Origin of the sequence: Poseidonocella sp. HB161398, from assembly GCF_005870025.1 — a bacterium.
Classification (GTDB): domain Bacteria; phylum Pseudomonadota; class Alphaproteobacteria; order Rhodobacterales; family Rhodobacteraceae; genus Mangrovicoccus.
Genome location: NZ_VATA01000015.1, coordinates 92,031 through 109,098, shown reverse-complemented (window position 1 = coordinate 109,098; position 17,068 = coordinate 92,031). Strand labels below are relative to the sequence as shown.

Sequence of the window (17,068 nt, the reverse complement as noted above, 5' to 3'; positions counted from 1 at the left end):
TCTGCCAAGCATGTCACGTCAGAGAATGGCCGGACCGTAGCAGTGGTGTCCTAGTTAACGAAACGCTATTTCGCGCAGAGAGCCGGTCTGCGGCGTCGGGGCGCGGATCAGGCGCGCGGCGCCCGGTCCGGGCCAGGGCCGCGCCGGACTTGATCCGGCGCCTCCCGCCTCAGCCGGGATCCCCGGACAGGGCGCCGCGCACCGTTTCGGCAAGCTGCGAGGGCGGGCAGGGCTTCTGCAGGAGCGGCGCGCGCACCTCGCCCATCTCCTCCGCCGAGATGCCGGTATAGCCCGACATGTAGATCACCGGCAGCGCGGGAATGAGCTGCCGCGCCGCGCGCGCCAGCGCGAAGCCGTCGAGCGGGCCCGGCATGACGATGTCGGTCAGCAACAGGTCGGGCACCAGCCCCGCCTCCAGCAGGCCGAGCGCCGCGCTGCCATCTGCGGCGGTCTCGACCTTGTAGCCCAGCGACAGCAGCATGTTGCCGGTCATCTGCCGCAGCGCCTCCTCGTCCTCGACCACGAGCACCCGCTCGCCCGCGCCGGGCGGGCTCGGCGGCAGCTCGACCGGGGCCTCGCGCGTGCCCGCCGGCGTGCCGCGCGGCAGCATCACCCGCACCGTGGTGCCCAGCCCCGGCTCGGAATAGATCCGCAGCGCGCCGCCCGACTGCTGGATGAAGCCGTAGACCATCGACAGGCCGAGCCCGGTGCCGGCATGGGTGGGCTTGGTGGTGAAGAACGGATCGAGCGCGCGGCGCTTGACCTCCTCGGTCATGCCCGGCCCGTTATCGGTGACCGAGAATTCCACGAAGCGGAACCGCATCGCGTCGCCGCGCTGCGCCTCGTGGCGGTTCAGGTCGCGCAGCGCCTCTGCGGGAAAGCTGCCATCGACCGCGCGGCTGCTGGCCTCGGCATCCGAAACCGCGCGGACATCGACGGTGATGCGGTCGCCCTTGCCGCTCTCGATCACTGCGTCGCGGGCGTTCAGCACCAGGTTCAGAAGCGCGTTCTCCAGCTGGGCGACATCGCAGTAGACCCAGAGCCCGGGCGCCACCGCGGCGAAATCCAGCGCCACCCGCGCCTCGATCGAGGGCCGGGCGAGCGCCTCGAAATCGCGCAGGATCTCCTCCACCGGCCGCGACACGGCCAGCCCCGGCTGGCGCCGCGCGAAGGCCAGCAGCCGCTTGGTCAGCGCCGCGCCGCGCTGCACCGAGGCCAGCGCGGTCGCCAGGTAGCCGCTGCGCGCCCCGGGCTCCGCCTCCTGCTCGGCAAGCTGGATGCCGTATTCGATCGTCGCCAGCAGGTTGTTGAAATCATGCGCCACCCCGCCGGTCAGCTGGCCGAGCGCATCGAGCCGGCCCGAGCGCTCCAGCTGCTGGCGGTTGCGCTCCTGCTCGGAGATGTCGTCGATGCTCATCACCGTGCGGATCGCGCTGTCGGGCACCTCGATCGGCGCGGAGGCGAGGCGGACATAGAGGCTGTCCTCCTGCGCCCCGTCGCGCGACATCATCTGGGTGACCCCGCCGAGCCGCTCGCCCGCCAGGGCGCGGGCGACCGGATCCTCGCGCCCGCCGAGGGGCCGCAGATCCTCGGGCGAGAGGAAGCCGACATCGGGCGGCCAGGGGCAGGGCAGGGCCCCGGCCGAGGCGCCGAGCATGCGCCGCGCCGACGGGTTCAGAAGCAGGATGTTGCGCGCCGCATCTAGCCCGACAATGCCGCTCTGGACCGAGTCCATCACCGCCTGCAGCCGCGAGGAGACCGAGATCGTGCGCCGGGTCAGCGCCTCGGCCTGGCGCTTGGCGCGCAGGCTGAGCACCGTGACCGTGCCGAAAAGCAGGAGCAGCACCGCCGCCGCCAGCGCCGCGAGCACCGCCAGCCTCTGGCGTTCGGGCGTCCAGAAGACCGGGGCGCCGAAATAGGCGCGGCGCAGCTGCTGGAACTCGTCGGACAGCGCGAAGCCCGGCAGCTGGGCATTGAGCTTCTCGCGCACCGCGCCGAGCCCGAAGCGCAGCGCGATAGCGTTGCGCAGCTCGAAGGCCGGGGCCTCGAGCCGCCGGATCTGCCCCGTGGTCCCGGTCTCCTCCGCCACGCGCAGCACGGTTTCGGGCATCTCCACCAGCGCCTCGGCCCGGCCCGAGAGCAGCGCCTCGAGCATCGCGCGGTCGTCGTCGATCTCCAGCGGCACCATCCCGCCGGCGCCGGTCTGCGCGGCGACGCCGATCGTGTCGCGGCGCATCGCCACGGGCTGCCCGTCGAGATCGCCGAGCGTCGCATAGGGCGGCCCGTCGGCGCGCACGAAGGCGGCGAATTGCGTCAGCTCGGTCGGCAGGGTGAAATCCATCGCCTCCTGCGCCGCCTCCGAGACGACATAGACCGGCAGGATGTCGGCCATCCCGTTCTCGGGAAAGCCGAAATACTCGTCGAGCGACATCGGCACGAAGCTGTAGCTGAGGCCCGCGCGGGTGGCGAGCTCGCGGAAGAACTCCGCCGCGTAGCCCGAGACCGCGCCGCTTTCGGGATCGATGATCCCGTAGGGCGGCGAATGGGCGATGCCGACGCGCAGCACGGCCGGCTCGGGGGCGGGCGGATCGATGCGCCAGCGGCGGCGCAGCTCGGCGAGCTCGCCGGTCGCCTCCATCTCGGCGATGGCGCTGTTGACCGGCCCGATCAGCGCCTCGCGGCTGCGATGGATGTAGACGACGCGCGACTCCCGCGCCAGCGGCGGTCCGAAGACCGCGATCCTGTGGTCGACCCCCATGCCGCGCGAGGTCGGAAAGACCGCGCGTTCGGAAATCACCGCCAGATCCGCGCGCTTTCCCAGCAGGAACGCGATCAGCTCCTCCGGCGTGCGGGTGGCGATGCCCTCGTTGGCGGCGAAGAGCCCGGGGAATTTCGCGCCGGTGCCGCCCTCGATATAGGCGATGGAGAGCCCCTCGAGCGGCCGTGCGGCCAGCTCGTCCAGCCGCTCCTGCAGGGCGAAGAGCCGCACCTGGTTGCTGGCCACCGGCACCGAGGCGATGCTGGTCTGGCCGAGCTGCTCCAGCTCGGGGACAGCGGCGAGGATCTGGGTCTCGCCGCGGGTCTGGGCGCCGATCGCGAGGCTGGAGAGCGCGGTGCGGAACTCCAGCTCCGAGGCGGTCATCTCGGCCAGACGGCGCGACAGGTCGGCGGCGAAGCCCTTGAAGCCGCCGCCGGGGACGTGGCTGCACAGATTTGCCACCGAAATGCAGCCCGCGACCAGATGGGAGGGCGCGTCCTCGGCGCGGGCGGGTGCGGCCATGGAGCCCGCGATCCAGGCCACCGCCAGGCAGAGCGCCGCGGCCCGGGCCAGGGCGTGGCGGCAGCGGGATCCGGGCGTGCCCTGCGGCGCGGGCGTCATGTCGCGACTGTCCGTGTCAGTGGTCCGTATCCGTGATGGGCCCGAGCCGTGAAGTTTCCCTGGTGCGGCCTGGGCCGCGTTGCCGTGCATGCCGGGGCCGTGCCGCCGCCGGACCGCCGGGCCCGCGCCCTGCGGGCGCCGGTGGCAGGCGGCCGGCCGGATCCGGCTGACCGGTTCCCGTCGCCGCAGAAGGTGGCGCACCACTGGAAACAACCGGTTAACGCCGCCCTGCGGCGACGGGGGCGTGACGTATCGCCTTGCGATCTTTTCAAGCCGGTGCCTTAAGGATATTTCCGTTCCATGATCCGGGCCGTGCCGCCCGCCGAAATCCGAGGTGAGATGCTCGTCCTGTCCCATGATGGTCCCTCCGCGTCCGAGACGCTGGAGGAGTTCCTGTCCGTCCGTCCCGGTCCCTCCGGCCTTGTCGCCGCGATTGCCGCGGCCCTGCCGCCCCTGGCGCTGCGGCTGGCCGCGGGCCATCTGCCGGGCGATCCGGCAGCGCTGGTGGGCACCAATGACAGCGGCGACCGCCAGAAGGCGCTGGATGTCGGCGCGCATGATCACCTGCTGCTGGCGCTGAAGGCCGCGGGCGCGCGGCGCGTGCTCTCCGAGGAGGCCGAGGAAGTCGCGACGCTGAACGAGGACGGCGCCTGGGACGTGGCGATCGACCCGATCGACGGCTCGGGCTCGATCGGCATCGGCGCGCCGCTGGGCCTTCTCTTCGCCATCTTCCCGGCCTCGGAGAAGGGCTTCTTCCGCCCCGGCCGCGAGGCGGTGGCGGCGGGCTACGCCTCCTTCGGCCATTCGCTCGATTTCGGCTTCACCCTGGGCGACGGCGTCCATATCGCCACCTGGGGCCCGCTCACCCAGGCCTTCCTGATGACGCGCCACGACGTCAAGGTGGCGCCCGGGACGAAGACCATCGCCTACAACGCCTCGAACGAGCGCCACTGGGCGCCGGGGCTGCAGCGCTATGCCGCCGATCTGCGCGCCGGCAAGGACGGGCCGCGCGGCAAGGACTTCAACATGCGCTGGCTCGCGGCCGCGGTGGGCGAGCTCCACCGCATCCTGCTGCAGGGCGGCGCCTTCCTTTATCCGGCGGACCGCCGCAAGGGCTATGAAAACGGCCGGCTGCGACTCTGCTACGAAGCCATTCCCGTCGCCCTTCTGCTAGAGCAGGCGGGCGGCAGGGCCACCGACGGGTCGCGGGACATCCTGGACCTCGTGCCGTCGGACCATCACCAGCACACAGCCCTCGTCTTCGGTGCCGCGGACGAGGTCGCCACGATTGACAAGTATCTCGCCGACTAGCGAAAGGATCGTCCTGATGTCCCGTATCACCCTGAGACAGCTTCTCGACCATGCCGCCGAAAACGACTACGGCATTCCGGCCTTCAACATCTCCAACATGGAGCAGGGCCTGGCCGTCATGGAAGCCGCGGACAAGACCAACTCGCCGGTCATCATCCAGGCCAGCCGCGGCGCCCGCTCCTATGCCGGCGACATCGTGCTGAAGCACCTGATCGACGGCCTGGTGGCGATGTATCCGCATATCCCGGTCTGCATGCATCTCGACCACGGCAACAGCCTGCCGACCTGCGCCACCGCGGTCCAGTACGGCTTCACCTCCGTGATGATGGACGGCTCGCTGAAGGCTGACGGCAAGACCCCGGCCGATTTCGACTACAATGTCGACGTCACCCGCTCGGTCACCCAGATGGCGCATGCCTGCGGCGTCTCGGTCGAGGGCGAGCTGGGCGTGCTGGGCTCGCTGGAAACCGGCATGGGCGACCAGGAGGACGGCCATGGCGCGACCGAGAAGCTCAGCCATGACCAGCTGCTGACCGATCCCGACGAGGCGGTGAAATTCGTCGAGGCGACCAATGTCGACGCGCTGGCGATCGCCATGGGCACCAGCCACGGCGCCTACAAGTTCACCCGCAAGCCCGATGGCGACATCCTGGCGATGAACGTGATCGAGGAGATCCACCGCCGCCTGCCGAACACCCACCTGGTGATGCACGGCTCCTCCTCGGTGCCCGAGGATCTGCAGGAGATCATCAACGCCTATGGCGGCGAGATCAAGCCGACCTGGGGCGTGCCGGTCGAGGAGATCCAGCGCGGCATCAAGTCGGGCGTGCGCAAGGTCAATATCGACACCGACAACCGCATGGCGGCCACCGCGGCGATCCGCCGGGCCTTCGCAGAGAACCCCGGCGAATTCGACCCGCGCAAGTATCTCGGCCCGGCCCGCGCCGAAATGGTCAAGATCTGCGTCGCCCGCTACGAGGCCTTCGGCACCGCAGGCCATGCCGACAAGATCAAGGTGAAGTCGCTGGCCGAAATGGCCAAGAGCTACAGCGCCTGAACCGCATAGGGCAGGGGGACCGGCCCGTCCGGCCTCCCTGTCCCGCCCCGGCCCCCGCGCCGGGGCCCCGCCCGCCTGCACAGCGGCAGTCAGGGCAGTGGGTAGCCGGACAGGCCCTCTGCCGCCCAGGCCAGGCGCAATCCCGACAGCGTGGCCAGATCGCCTGCCAGCAGAGCCGCGGCGAGCAGGAACAGGATGAGGCGGGGCATCGGCGTCTCCGTGTCATGTCCATGCGGGAAACGCCGCTTCTGCGCGCTTCCGTCGCTCCGCGGCGCGAGAATCCGCTTCCCGTAGCGCCCGCGCCGCGGCAAGACTTCCGCCATGACCTATGATTTCTGCATCCTCGGCGGCGGCATTGTCGGGCTGGCCACCGCAAGGGCGATCCTGGCCGAGCGCCCGGGCGCCTCGCTGCTCCTTCTCGAGAAGGAGGACCGGCTCGGCCGCCATCAGACCGGGCACAATTCCGGCGTCATCCATTCCGGCATCTACTACGCCCCGGGCAGCCTGAAGGCGCAGCTCTGCCGCGAGGGCGCGGCGCGGACCAAGGAATTCTGCGCCGGGCACGGCATCCCCTTCGAGACCCGCGGCAAGCTGATCGTCGCGACCCGCGAGGAGGAGCTGCCGCGGCTCGACGCGCTCTTCGAGCGCTCGAAGGAGAACCGGATCGAGACCGAGCGGCTCGGCGCGGACGAGATCCGCGCGCGCGAGCCCTCGATCACCGGGCTGGGCGCGATCTGGGTCCCGGCCGCCGCGATCGTCAGCTATTCCGCCGTGCTCGAGGCGCTGGCCGCCGAGCTGCGCCGCGCCGGTGCCGAGATCCGCTTCGGCACCCAGCCCCGCGCGATCCGCGAGACCGGCGCCCATGTCGAGATCGATACCGGCGGCGAGACGGTGACGGCGGCACGGCTCGTCGCCTGCACCGGGCTGCAATCGGACCGGGTGGCGCGGATGGCGGGGCTGAAGATCGCCCACCGCATCGTGCCCTTCCGCGGCGAGTACTACCGGCTCGGCCCGCGCTGCAGCAGCATCGTCTCGGCGATGATCTACCCGGTGCCGGAACCGGGCCTGCCCTTCCTCGGCGTGCACCTGACGCCGATGATCGACGGCTCGGTCACGGTCGGCCCGAACGCCATGCTCGGCTTCGCGCGCGAAGGCTATCCGAAATGGTCGCTCGATTTCAAGGACATGGCCGAGACGTTCAGCTTCCCCGGCTTCTGGAAGTCGATCGCGCAGAACCTCCGTCCCGGGCTCGACGAGATCGGCAACTCGGTCTTCCGCCGCCGCTACCTGGAGGCCTGCCGCCGCTACTGCCCGTCGCTCGAACTGGCCGACCTGACGCCGATGGACTGCGGCATCCGCGCCCAGGCGGTGATGGCCGACGGGGCGATGCAGCACGACTTCCTCTTCGGGCAGACCGGCAGGATGCTGCATGTGCTGAACGCGCCGTCCCCGGCAGCGACCTCGGCGCTGCCGATCGGCGACATGATCGCGCAGAAGCTCTTCGCCGCGTCCGCCTGAGCGGGCCCGGTCGGAGAAATTTATCCCCGCCCGAAATTAATTCGATTGGACAGGACGGGGGTCCCGGCGGCCAGAGTGCCCGGGACCGGAAGACCCGCGCGGGGCGCGGCTGAAAGGAAGTGAAATGACTGACAAGATCAAGCTCGCGGAACTGACCTCCGCCGAGGCCAAGGAGCTGCTGACCGAAGAGGCGGTGATCCTGATCCCGATGGGCTCGCTGGAGGACCAGGGCGTCCACGCGCCGATGGGCGACTATCTGGGCGCGGAATGCGTCGCCCATGACATCGCCCGCAAGGCGCGCGAATTCGGCGTCCCGACCTTCGTCACCCCGCCGATCCCCTTCGGCGGCCGCGACGCCTTCCAGTCGGCCCATGGCGGCATGAGCCTGAGCCACGGCACGCTCTGCGCCGTTCTCGACGACATGATCTGGTCGCTGACCCGCCAGGGGCTGACCAAGATCCTCTTCGTCAACGGCCATGGCGGCAATGTCGCGCCCTTGAACGAGGTGGCGCTGCGCTGGCGCGACAAGGGCGTGATCCTGCCCGCCTTCTACCTGTGGAAAGCCGCCTACGGCCTCTTGAAGGACATCCTCGGCCCCGAGGCCGCGGCGGCGAGCTCGGGCCATGGCGGCGACCCGCTGACCTCGATCGGGCTGCACTACTACCCCGAGATCCTGCGGCTGGACCTGATGACCGATCCGGCGCCGGCCGACCTGACCTTCATGGGCATGAAGGTCGCGGGCTTCACCGAGACCTCCTACGAGGGCGTGCCGGTGCAGATGCCGATCGAGGCGGCCGAGGCCGCGCCCCACGGCATCCGCGGCGGCCATCCCAAGAACAGCTCGGCCGACACGGGCGCGAAGCTGTCCGCGCGGCTGGCGGAAATCGGCGCCGGGCTGATCCGCGACCATGTCGCGAAGGGCTTCGCCGGCTGAGCCGGACGGCCCTTCGGGCCGGCGCCTGATCGGGCCCGGCCCCATTGGCATCAGCAGACCGGGCCGCCTGCGGGCGGCCCCTTGCCCGCGCCCCGGGCCGATCCCGCCGCGCCGTGCCGCGCAGCGGGCCCGGAGCGCTCTGGCCGCGGGCCGCCGCCGCCCGGATCCGGCCCGGCCCAAAATTCTGCTGATCGGAGCGAAAATTCTTTCGATTTGCTCCCGGCGCCCCCTCGCGCCCAGACTTTGCGGAAAGCGGGCGGCCTCCAGACCCGCACCCACCGACAAGGAGATCCCGATGAAGCTCTTCCGCACCCTCAGCGCCGTGGCGCTGATCCTCGCTGCAGGCAGCGCCTCGGCCGAGACCTGGCGCATGGCCACCAAGATGCCGGTCGACAGCCCCGAGGGCCAGGTCTTCGCCAAGTTCGCCGAACTGACCGACGAATACACCGACGGCAAGCTGACCATCCAGGTCTTCCCGAACGAGCAGCTCGGCAAGGAGGACGCGGTCCTCGAGCAGATGCAGGCCGGCGTCGTCAACATCTATGCCGAGGGCTTCGGCTACATGCGCAAATGGGCGCCGGAGCTGAGTTGGATCTCGCCGGCCTTCGTCTTCGACGACTACGCCCACTGGCAGCGCTTCATGGGGTCCGACCTGGTCAAGGGCTGGTTCGAGAAGGCCGCCGAGGTCTCGGGCGTCGGCCCGCTGGGCGACCCGACCGCCGTGCTGCGCGGCCCGTTCCGCGTGATGGTGTCGAACAAGCCGGTCAACAGCCTGGAGGACGTCCAGGGCCTGAAACTGCGCATGCATCCCGACAAGCTGGCCATCGCCTCCTGGTCGCATCTGGGCGCCGAAGTCATCACGCTGCCCTGGACCGAGGTCTACCAGTCGATCCAGAAGAACATCGTGCAGGCGGTGAACTCGCCGATCGCGCTGGTCGAATCCATGCGCTTCAACGAGGTCGCCCCCTACATTTCGCGCCATGACGAATACTGGCAGTCGATCGGCTTCATGATGAACCTCAAGGCCTATGACGCGCTGGACGAGGACGTGAAGGCCGGGCTGCTGAAGGCCTATAACGAGGCCGGCGAATTCAGCCAGGACCTGATGTTCAAGGTCGCGGACGAAAGCATCAAGCGGATGACCGACGAGGGCGCCACCTATGTGGAACTCGACACCGCGCCCTTCGTCGAGGCGATGAAGCCCTTCTACGACGAGATGGCCGCCTCCGGCGAGCTGCCCGAGGGCTACATGGAAGCGGTCGAGGCGGCGCGTACCGAATGATCGCGTTCCAGGAGATTTCTCCCAAGGGAGGGCTGCAGGCAGCCCTCCTTCTTGCCGACCGGCTGAGCTGGGGCCTGGGCGGCGTGTTCATGTGGATCGCCAATGGCTGCCTGATCGTCATGCTGGCGCTGACCACCGTCACGATTGTCGGCCGTCCCTTCGGTTTCTCGGCCTACTGGATCTGGCCCTGGACGATGGTGTTCTTCGTCTGGCTCAGCTTCTTCGGCTTCTTCGCCGTCTTCGCGCGGCTGAAGGACGTGCGCATCGACTTCCTCGCCAACCATCTGGGCAAATGGGGCTATCCGGCGACCCGGCTCTTGTCGGATCTCTGCGCGCTGATCCTCTGCGCGGTGCTCCTGAAGCTCCTGCCGACCGTGCTCGCCACCTCCTCGGGCGTGGTCGACGGCGCGATCTTCCCCGACGGCCAGGAACTGCCGCGCCAGGCGCTCTCGGTCCCGCTCTTCGTCTCCGCCTTCCTGATCTGCCTCTCCGCCCTGATCGACATGGGCAAGATGGCGGCCGGCCTGCCGGAAAACCTCACCGAGCACCACCCGGAGATCTGACATGGCCTATATCCTCTTCGGCTCCTTCCTCGCGCTGATCCTCCTGCGCGTGCCGATCTCCATCGCCATCGGCGTCTCGACGCTGGTGACCTTCCTGACCTCGGATTTCTCCGGCGTGCTGCAGATCATCCCGCAGCAGATGCTGGAAGGCGTGAACAAGGCGTCGCTGACCGCCGTGCCCTTCTTCATCATGGCCGGCAACCTGATGAACGTCACCGGCGTGACCGAGCGCATCTTCGCCTTCGCCAATTCGCTGGTCGGGCACCTGCGCGCGGGCCTGGCCCAGGTGAACATCCTCAGCTCGATGATCTTCGCGGGCATCTCGGGCGCGGCCGTCGCTGACTGCGCGGGCCTCGGCGCCATCGAGATCAAGGCGATGCGCGAAGCCGGCTACAAGGGCGATTTCGCCGCCGCCGTCACCGTCGCCTCCTCGGTCATCGGTCCGCTGATCCCGCCCTCCATCGGGCTCGTGCTCTATGCCTTCCTCGCCCAGCAGTCGATCGAGCGGATGTTCCTCGCAGGCCTCGTGCCGGGCATCGTCGTCGGCCTGGCGCTGATGCTCTATGTCCGCTTCGTGGCGCAGTTCCGCGACTTCCCGACCCAGAAGCGGGCCACGGTGCGCGAAGTGGCGGGCTCGGCGCGGCACGGCTTCCTCGCGCTCGTCGCCCCGGCGATCATCCTGGGCAGCATCATGTTCGGCTTCGTCACCGCCACCGAGGCGGGGGTGCTGGCCTGCATCTACTGCATCGCGCTCGGCATCTGGTACAAGGAGCTGACCTTCCGCAAGTTCCTCGACGCGCTGTCGGACAGCGCGATGATGACCGCCGTGATCATGATCATCATCGCCTTCTCGATCGCGATGGGGTGGCTCCTGGCCATCGACCAGGCGCCGCAGAAGCTCGCCGAGGCGACCTTCGCGCTGACCGACAACAAGAACGTCTTCCTGGCGCTGCTGCTGGTCTTCATCATCCTCGTCGGCTGCGTCGTCGAGGGGGTGCCCGCCAAGCTGATCCTCGTGCCGACGCTGCTGCCGGTGATCGACGCCTACGGCATCGACCGGGTGCATTTCGGCATCATCATCCAGCTGGGCCTGCTGATCGGCATCGCCACGCCGCCGATGGGCATCGGCCTCTACATCGTCTCCGAGGTCGGCCGCGTCCGCTTCGAGAAGGTGACGATGGCGGTGCTGCCCTTCCTGCTGCCGCTCTTCGCGGTGCTCATCCTGCTCACCTATGTGCCGGGCGTGGTCACTTTCCTGCCCGACCTGATCCTCGGACCACAGTAACGGAGTCCCCATGTCCAATCTCGTCTACAAGCTGAACCCGATGCCCGCGCCGATCCCGCAGGAGAAGCTCGACCGTCTGGCCAAGCTGGAAACGGCGACCATCGGCCATTTCTACCATTTCGGCTTCGCGGCCCCCACGATCCAGCCGGTGCTGCGCGGCAAGACCGTCGCCTCGACGCTGGTGACGCTGGCGATCCCCGGGCTCGACTCCACGCTGCTGCACCACTGCCTCAGCCAGTGCGGCTCGGGCTACTTCCTGGCCGTCGACCGTCTCGGCGACACCAAGTACGCCTGCTGGGGCGGCGGCGTCACCCGGATGGCGGCAATGATCGGGCTCGACGGCGGCTGCGTCGACGGTCCGCATACCGACACGCTGGAAATCGAGGAGCAGCAGTTCCCGATGTGGTCGCGCGGTCCGTCCCCGGTCACCACGCGCCTCTACGACTCCGGCGGCGGCTTCAACGTGCCGGTCTCGATCGGCGGGGCGGCGGCGCTGCCGGGCTATGCGGTGCTGGCGGACGACACCGGCATCCTCTTCATCGCCCCCGAGGACCTCGACGAGGTGATCGAGATCGGCGAGCAGAAGACCGCGGCCAGCAAGGTCAACGAGCCGAAGGTCACCGCGGGCACCCATCTGGGCCAGCTCTCGGGCGCGACCAGGATGGTCGAGGCGAAGCTCGCCAAGTAGGCCTCCGCGCGTGGCAGAGCACGTGCTTGGACAGATCGACCCCGCGCCATCCCGGCGCGGGCAGGATCGAGAGGGACAAGACACGTGCTGACCGAAGACGACCGCCAGGCCGCGGCCGAGGCCATCTGGGAGGCGGGCAGGACCCGCGAGACCTGCGCCCAGCCTTCCCGCATCTTCTCCGGCATGACGCTGGAGGATGCCTATGACATCCAGGACCGCTGGGCCCGGCTGAGGCTGGGCGAGGGCGCGCGGATCGCGGGCCGCAAGATCGGCCTGGCCGCGCGGCCGATGCAGGCGGCGGCCCGGGTCTCGGGTCCCGATTGCGGCGTGATCTTCGAGGATGCGCTGTTCTCCGACGGCGCGGAATTCGGCCGCGGCACCTTCGCCCGGCCGCTGGTGACGGCGGAGCTGGCGATCACCATGGGCTCGGATCTTTCCGGGCCCGAGATCGCCCGCGGCGATCTGCTGGCGGCCATCGCCTGCGTCGCCCCGGCGCTGGAGATCGCCGACAGCCGCACCGAGGAGCCCGCGACGATCCTCGACACGATTTCCGACAATGCAGGCCTCGGCGCGGTGGTGACCGGCGGCAGGAAGCGGCCGCTCGGCGGGCTCGATCTCGGCTGGATCGCCGCCGTTCTGGCGCGCAACGGCGTGGTCGAGGAGACCGGCGTCTCGGCGGGCCTCGGCGGCGATCCGCTGGCCGGGCTCCTGTGGCTGGCGCAGCGGCTGGCCGCGGCGGGCGAGGGGCTGCGCGCGGGCGACATCATCCTCAGCGGCAGCTTCACCCGGCCGGTTCCGGTGGCGCCGGGGGATTCCGTCCTCGCCGATTTCGGGCCGCTCGGCAGCATCGCGGTCAGCTTCGGCTGAACCCGCGCGGCAGGCGGCCGCAGCGACGCCCGGGCGCGACGGAAATCGCGCCCGGCACGTTAGACATCCATAGACGTTTGCCAACCCCGGAGACGGACATGGATTTCTTCAAGCAAGCCGAGCGCTTCACGGTCACGCAGAAGGCGCTTCACTGGGCGGTGGTCGTGCTGCTCGCCGCGCAGTACTTCCTTTTCGACGGCATGGGCCGCCCCTTCCACCAGCTGATGGAAACCGGCACGGCCAGCTACTCGGCGGTGCCGGTCCTGCATATCGCCATCGGTATCCTCGTCCTCGCGCTGGCCGCCTGGCGGCTGGTCCTGCGGCTGAGCCATGGCAGCCCGGCCGAGCCCGAGGCCGAACCGGCGCTTGCCAGGCTCGCCTCGAAGATCGCGCATGCGGCGATCTACGTGCTGCTCTTCGTGCTGCCGCTGACCGGGCTCGCCGCCTGGTTCGGCCAGATCGGACCGGCCGCCGGGCTGCACGAGACGCTGACCAACCTCTTGATGGCGCTTGTCATCCTGCATGTGGCCGCGGCGCTGGTGCACCAGTTCTGGTGGAAGACCGACGTCCTGGCGCGGATGCGCTGAGCCCCTCAGGCGTGGTGGAGGACAGTCGGGCGGCCGCCGATCTCCTCCACGCCGATCTCCATGCCGAAGAGGCGCGACAGCCGTTCGGCGGTCAGCACCTCGCGCGGCGCGCCCTCGAAGGCCAGCCGCCCGTTCTCCAGCGCGACGATATGGTCGGCCCAGGCGGCGGCGTAGTTGATGTCATGGACCACCATCACGACCGAACGCCCGCCCTCGCGGCTGAGCGCGTGGATCCGCGCCATCAGCGCGCGGGCATGGTACATGTCGAGATTGTTCAAGGGCTCGTCAAGCAGCAGCCAGTCGGTCTCCTGCGCCAGCCCCATGGCGATGAAGGCGCGCTGGTTCTGCCCGCCGGAGAGCTCGTCGAGGAAGCGGTCGCGCAGCTCCGTCAGGTCGAAGGCGGCAAGCGCGCGCTCCACCGCGGCATGGTCCTCGTCCCGCGGCCGCCCATGGTGATGCGGCCAGCGGCCGAAGCCCACCAGGTCGCCGACCCGCAGCCGGCTGGCCACGCCGACCCGCTGGGTGACGATCGCCATGCGCCGGGCCAGCGCCTCGGTCCGCGTCTTCGCCACGCAATGGCCGTCGATCTCCACCTTGCCGGTCTGGATCGGCACCAGCCGCGCCATCAGCCCCATCAGCGTCGATTTCCCCGCGCCGTTCGGGCCGATGATGGCGGTGATCCCGTCCTTCGGGAAATCGAGGCTCAGATCGTGCAGGATCTCCGCGCTGCCGATCCGGTGGCTGAGATTGCGGACGGTGATCATCGGCGGCGGCCTCCCATGACGAGATAGAGGAAGAGGAGCCCGCCGAAGAACTCGATGATGACGGCGAGCGTGGATTGCAGGCCCAGCAGGCGCTCGAAGACGCCCTGGCCGATCACCAGCACCAGCCCGGCGATCAGCGCCGCGGCCGGCAGCAGCAGCACATGGCGCGGCGTCTTCACGACCTCATGGGCCAGCGCCGCGACGAGGAGCCCGAGGAAGCTGATCGGCCCGACCAGCGCGGTCGAGACCGCCACCAGCGCCGAGACCAGCAGCAGCAGGACCATTGCCAATCGGTCATAGCGCAGCCCCAGCCCGACCGCGCTGTCGCGGCCGAGCGCGACGATGTCGAGGGCAGGGGCCAGCTTCCAGATCGCGGCGAAGACGGCGAGGAACAGCACGGCGGCGATGGCGAGCTGCGTGGTGTCGACCGCGCCGAAGCTGGCGAACATCACCTGCTGGACGACGGAGAACTCGCTGGGATCGATCAGCCGCAGCACGAAGGCGGTCATCGAGCGGAAGAAGAGGCCGATGATGACGCCCGCCAGGATCATCCGGTGCAGGTCGCCGCGGCCGCGCCCCATCAGCAGCGTGAACAGCATCAGCGAGGCGGCCATCATCAGCCCGGTATCGAGCAGGAACTTCGCCGGCCCGTCGGTCATCACGTAGCCGAGCCCGCCCATCGTCAGCACCATCAGGCTCTGCACCAGCAGGAAGAGCGAGTCGAAGCCCATGATCGAGGGCGTCAGGATGCGGTTGCCGGTGACCGTCTGGAACACCACCGTCGAGATGCCCACCGCCGCGCCGACGAGTAGGAGCGCGGCGAGCTTGGTCGCGCGCAGCTCCAGGATGAAGCCGGCGGGGCCCTTCAGCCCCCAGAACAGGAAGAAGGCGCAGGCCGCCAGAAGGCCGAGGCCCAGGATCGTCAGGCGTCTATCGGGCACGGCGCTTGGGTCCCAGCAGGAGCCACAGGAAGACCGCCGCGCCGACGGCGCCGAAGATCGTCCCGGCGGGGATTTCGTAGGGGAAGCGCAGGATCCGGCCCAGCACGTCGGAGGCCAGCACCAGCCCGGCGCCCATCCCGGCCATCACGGGCAGCGAGGCGCGCAGGTTGTCTCCCATGATCCGCGCCACGATATTGGGCACCACGAGCCCGACGAACGGCACGGCGCCGACGGTCACGACGACCATGGCGGTGACGACCGAGACAGTCACGAGCCCGATCCACAGCGTCTGGGCGTAGTTCAGCCCCAGCCCGATGCTGGCGGTCTCGCCCAGCCCGGCGATGGTGAAGCGGTCGGCATAGAGATAGGCCAGCCCGGCGACGAGCCCCGCGAGCCACAGCAGTTCGTAGCGCCCGGCGAGCACGCCCGAGAACTCGCCGTTCATCCAGGTGCCCAGGTATTGCAGCAGGTCGGCCTGGTAGGCGACGAAGGTCGTGCCCGCGCCGATGATGCCGCTATAGATGATGCCGACCAGCGGGACCATCAGCGGCTCTTCGGGGGGCAGGCGCCGGATCAGCGCCAGGAAGCCCGCCATGCCGAGAAGCGCCGCGGCCGCGGAGATGCCCATCTTGCCGAGGATCGGCACGCCCGGGGCCAGCATGGTCACGGCCAGGAGCCCCAGCATCGCCGCCTCCACCGTGCCGGTGGTCGAGGGCTCGACGAAGCGGTTGCGCACCAGGAGCTGCATGATCACGCCCGCGACCGCCATCGAGGCGCCCGAGAGCATGGCCGCGGCGGTGCGCGGCAAGCGGCTCAGGAACAGCAGCTTCGTGCCTTCGGGATCGCTCAGCAGGTGCCAGGGAGAGACGGAGGCGGCCCCGATCGACACCGAGGCGAGGACCAGCCCCGCAAGCGCGAGGCAGGTCAGGAGGAGGGGACGGCTCATGGCGGCGGCTAGAGGCCGGGATCAGCTGTCGGCTGCGTCGAAGGCCTGCTCGATCTGGTCGAGCACGCCGTCCAGCGCCTGCACGCCGCCGCCCGCGATGTACATGCGCGCCGGGTCCAGGTAGACGACCTGGCCGGTCTTCCAGGCGGTGGTCTCGCGCACCAGCGCGTTGTCCAGCGTCTGTGCCGCGCTCTCGCCCTCGGCGCCGATCGCCGCGCCGCGGTCGACGACCAGCAGCCAGTCGGGGTTCACCTCGGCGATGAACTCGAAGGAGACCGCCTCGCCATGGGTCTGGGTGGAGAGCCCTTCGCGCGCTTCCGGCAGGCCGACGGCGGAATGGACCCAGCCGAAGCGCGAGCCCGCGCCATAGGCCGAGATCTTCGGCCCGTTGGTCAGGATCACCAGCCCGTTGCCCTTGCCCTCGACCGCGGCCCGCGCGGCGGCCAGCTTGGCCTGCAGCTCGCCTTCCAGCGCCTCGGCCTCGGCCTCGTGGCCGGTCAGCGCGCCATAGGCTTCGACCCGCGCCAGCGCGGTCTCGACCAGGTTCTCCGTCGGGATGGTCATGTCGATCGCCGGGGCGACGCGCGCCACCGAGTCGAGCTGCGCCGCGGAGCGGCCGCCGACGATGATCAGGTCGGGCGCGAGCTGCGCCAGCTTCTCCAGGTCGGGCTCGAAGAGCGTGCCGACGCCTTCCGCTTCGGCCACCACATCCTGCAGATAGGGCACGAGCAGCGGATCGGGCGCGCCCGCGATCTCGACGCCGAGCGCCTCGAGCGTGTCGATGGCGGCCGTGTCATAGGCGGCGATGACGGCGGGACGGCCGTCGAGCTCCACCGGACCGCGCGCGGTGTCGATGCTCAGCGGGTCGGCAGCGGCGGCAGAGGCGGCGAGCGCCGCAAGGCCGAAGACGGCAAGAGAGGGGAGGATCTCCATGGGCAGGCTCCTG

At 69.7% G+C, this 17,068-nt stretch carries 15 protein-coding genes; 10 read left to right on the top strand and 5 right to left on the bottom strand.

What is annotated here, in order from left to right; all coding sequences use genetic code 11:
• Positions 1–169 precede the first annotated feature (169 nt).
• Positions 170–3,379, bottom strand: coding sequence for a transporter substrate-binding domain-containing protein (locus FGX59_RS13875; RefSeq protein ID WP_138467262.1), 3,210 nt, complete (start codon positions 3,377–3,379; stop codon positions 170–172).
• Positions 3,380–3,679: 300 nt separating this feature from the next.
• Here FGX59_RS13875 and FGX59_RS13870 point away from each other — a divergent pair, with 300 nt between their 5' ends.
• The 10 genes from FGX59_RS13870 (at position 3,680) to FGX59_RS13825 (ending at position 13,471) form a co-directional block, all read left to right on the top strand.
• The gene (locus tag FGX59_RS13870; protein WP_240722441.1) at positions 3,680–4,690 is read left to right on the top strand and encodes a class 1 fructose-bisphosphatase; all 1,011 of its coding nucleotides are present in this window, start codon (positions 3,680–3,682) and stop codon (positions 4,688–4,690) included.
• 16 nt (positions 4,691–4,706) lie between these two features.
• Positions 4,707–5,747 carry a class II fructose-bisphosphate aldolase gene (gene fba / locus FGX59_RS13865; RefSeq protein ID WP_138467260.1) on the top strand — a complete coding sequence of 347 codons (1,041 nt, stop codon included), beginning with the start codon at positions 4,707–4,709 and terminating at the stop codon, positions 5,745–5,747.
• 321 nt (positions 5,748–6,068) lie between these two features.
• Positions 6,069–7,265, top strand: coding sequence for an L-2-hydroxyglutarate oxidase (gene lhgO / locus FGX59_RS13860; protein WP_138467258.1), 1,197 nt, complete (start codon positions 6,069–6,071; stop codon positions 7,263–7,265).
• Positions 7,266–7,389: 124 nt separating this feature from the next.
• Positions 7,390–8,199, top strand: coding sequence for a creatininase family protein (locus FGX59_RS13855; RefSeq protein WP_138467256.1), 810 nt, complete (start codon positions 7,390–7,392; stop codon positions 8,197–8,199).
• Between the two features lie 295 nt (positions 8,200–8,494).
• Positions 8,495–9,481 carry a TRAP transporter substrate-binding protein gene (locus FGX59_RS13850; RefSeq protein ID WP_138467255.1) on the top strand — a complete coding sequence of 329 codons (987 nt, stop codon included), beginning with the start codon at positions 8,495–8,497 and terminating at the stop codon, positions 9,479–9,481.
• Entirely contained in the window at positions 9,478–10,044 is a 567-nt protein-coding gene (locus tag FGX59_RS13845; RefSeq protein ID WP_240722439.1) for a TRAP transporter small permease, read from the top strand. Before FGX59_RS13850 ends, FGX59_RS13845 begins: the two co-directional genes overlap by 4 nt.
• A gap of 1 nt (position 10,045) precedes the next feature.
• The gene (locus FGX59_RS13840; protein ID WP_138467253.1) at positions 10,046–11,329 is read left to right on the top strand and encodes a TRAP transporter large permease; all 1,284 of its coding nucleotides are present in this window, start codon (positions 10,046–10,048) and stop codon (positions 11,327–11,329) included.
• A gap of 10 nt (positions 11,330–11,339) precedes the next feature.
• Entirely contained in the window at positions 11,340–12,017 is a 678-nt protein-coding gene (locus FGX59_RS13835) for an RraA family protein (RefSeq protein WP_138467251.1), read from the top strand.
• An 84-nt stretch (positions 12,018–12,101) separates the two neighbouring features.
• A complete protein-coding gene (locus FGX59_RS13830; RefSeq protein WP_138467249.1) occupies positions 12,102–12,884 on the top strand; it encodes a 2-keto-4-pentenoate hydratase in 783 nt (260 codons plus the stop codon).
• 98 nt (positions 12,885–12,982) lie between these two features.
• On the top strand, positions 12,983–13,471 hold the full coding sequence (locus FGX59_RS13825) for a cytochrome b (protein WP_138467247.1): 489 nt from the start codon (positions 12,983–12,985) through the stop codon (positions 13,469–13,471).
• Between the two features lie 5 nt (positions 13,472–13,476).
• On the opposite strand, the gene FGX59_RS13820 is transcribed toward FGX59_RS13825, so the two are convergent.
• The 4 genes from FGX59_RS13820 to FGX59_RS13805 are packed head-to-tail and all read right to left on the bottom strand — an operon-like array spanning position 13,477 to position 17,055.
• Positions 13,477–14,235 carry an ABC transporter ATP-binding protein gene (locus tag FGX59_RS13820; RefSeq protein WP_138467245.1) on the bottom strand — a complete coding sequence of 253 codons (759 nt, stop codon included), beginning with the start codon at positions 14,233–14,235 and terminating at the stop codon, positions 13,477–13,479.
• Positions 14,232–15,176 carry an iron chelate uptake ABC transporter family permease subunit gene (locus tag FGX59_RS13815; RefSeq protein ID WP_138467243.1) on the bottom strand — a complete coding sequence of 315 codons (945 nt, stop codon included), beginning with the start codon at positions 15,174–15,176 and terminating at the stop codon, positions 14,232–14,234. Before FGX59_RS13815 ends, FGX59_RS13820 begins: the two co-directional genes overlap by 4 nt.
• Positions 15,166–16,122, bottom strand: coding sequence for an ABC transporter permease (locus FGX59_RS13810; RefSeq protein ID WP_138467241.1), 957 nt, complete (start codon positions 16,120–16,122; stop codon positions 15,166–15,168). The genes FGX59_RS13815 and FGX59_RS13810 overlap by 11 nt, the downstream gene beginning before the upstream one ends.
• A gap of 21 nt (positions 16,123–16,143) precedes the next feature.
• On the bottom strand, positions 16,144–17,055 hold the full coding sequence (locus FGX59_RS13805) for a siderophore ABC transporter substrate-binding protein (protein ID WP_138467239.1): 912 nt from the start codon (positions 17,053–17,055) through the stop codon (positions 16,144–16,146).
• Positions 17,056–17,068 lie beyond the last annotated feature (13 nt).

Coding starts and splice junctions, on each gene's coding strand:
- fba (WP_138467260.1), top strand. CDS start 4,707: ATGTCCCGTATCACCCTGAGACAGCTTCTCGACCATGCCGCCGAAAAC.
- FGX59_RS13875 (WP_138467262.1), bottom strand. CDS start 3,379: ATGACGCCCGCGCCGCAGGGCACGCCCGGATCCCGCTGCCGCCACGCC.
- FGX59_RS13855 (WP_138467256.1), top strand. CDS start 7,390: ATGACTGACAAGATCAAGCTCGCGGAACTGACCTCCGCCGAGGCCAAG.
- FGX59_RS13825 (WP_138467247.1), top strand. CDS start 12,983: ATGGATTTCTTCAAGCAAGCCGAGCGCTTCACGGTCACGCAGAAGGCG.
- FGX59_RS13805 (WP_138467239.1), bottom strand. CDS start 17,055: ATGGAGATCCTCCCCTCTCTTGCCGTCTTCGGCCTTGCGGCGCTCGCC.
- lhgO (WP_138467258.1), top strand. CDS start 6,069: ATGACCTATGATTTCTGCATCCTCGGCGGCGGCATTGTCGGGCTGGCC.
- FGX59_RS13870 (WP_240722441.1), top strand. CDS start 3,680: ATGATCCGGGCCGTGCCGCCCGCCGAAATCCGAGGTGAGATGCTCGTC.
- FGX59_RS13840 (WP_138467253.1), top strand. CDS start 10,046: ATGGCCTATATCCTCTTCGGCTCCTTCCTCGCGCTGATCCTCCTGCGC.
- FGX59_RS13820 (WP_138467245.1), bottom strand. CDS start 14,235: ATGATCACCGTCCGCAATCTCAGCCACCGGATCGGCAGCGCGGAGATC.
- FGX59_RS13810 (WP_138467241.1), bottom strand. CDS start 16,122: ATGAGCCGTCCCCTCCTCCTGACCTGCCTCGCGCTTGCGGGGCTGGTC.
- FGX59_RS13835 (WP_138467251.1), top strand. CDS start 11,340: ATGTCCAATCTCGTCTACAAGCTGAACCCGATGCCCGCGCCGATCCCG.
- FGX59_RS13850 (WP_138467255.1), top strand. CDS start 8,495: ATGAAGCTCTTCCGCACCCTCAGCGCCGTGGCGCTGATCCTCGCTGCA.
- FGX59_RS13845 (WP_240722439.1), top strand. CDS start 9,478: ATGATCGCGTTCCAGGAGATTTCTCCCAAGGGAGGGCTGCAGGCAGCC.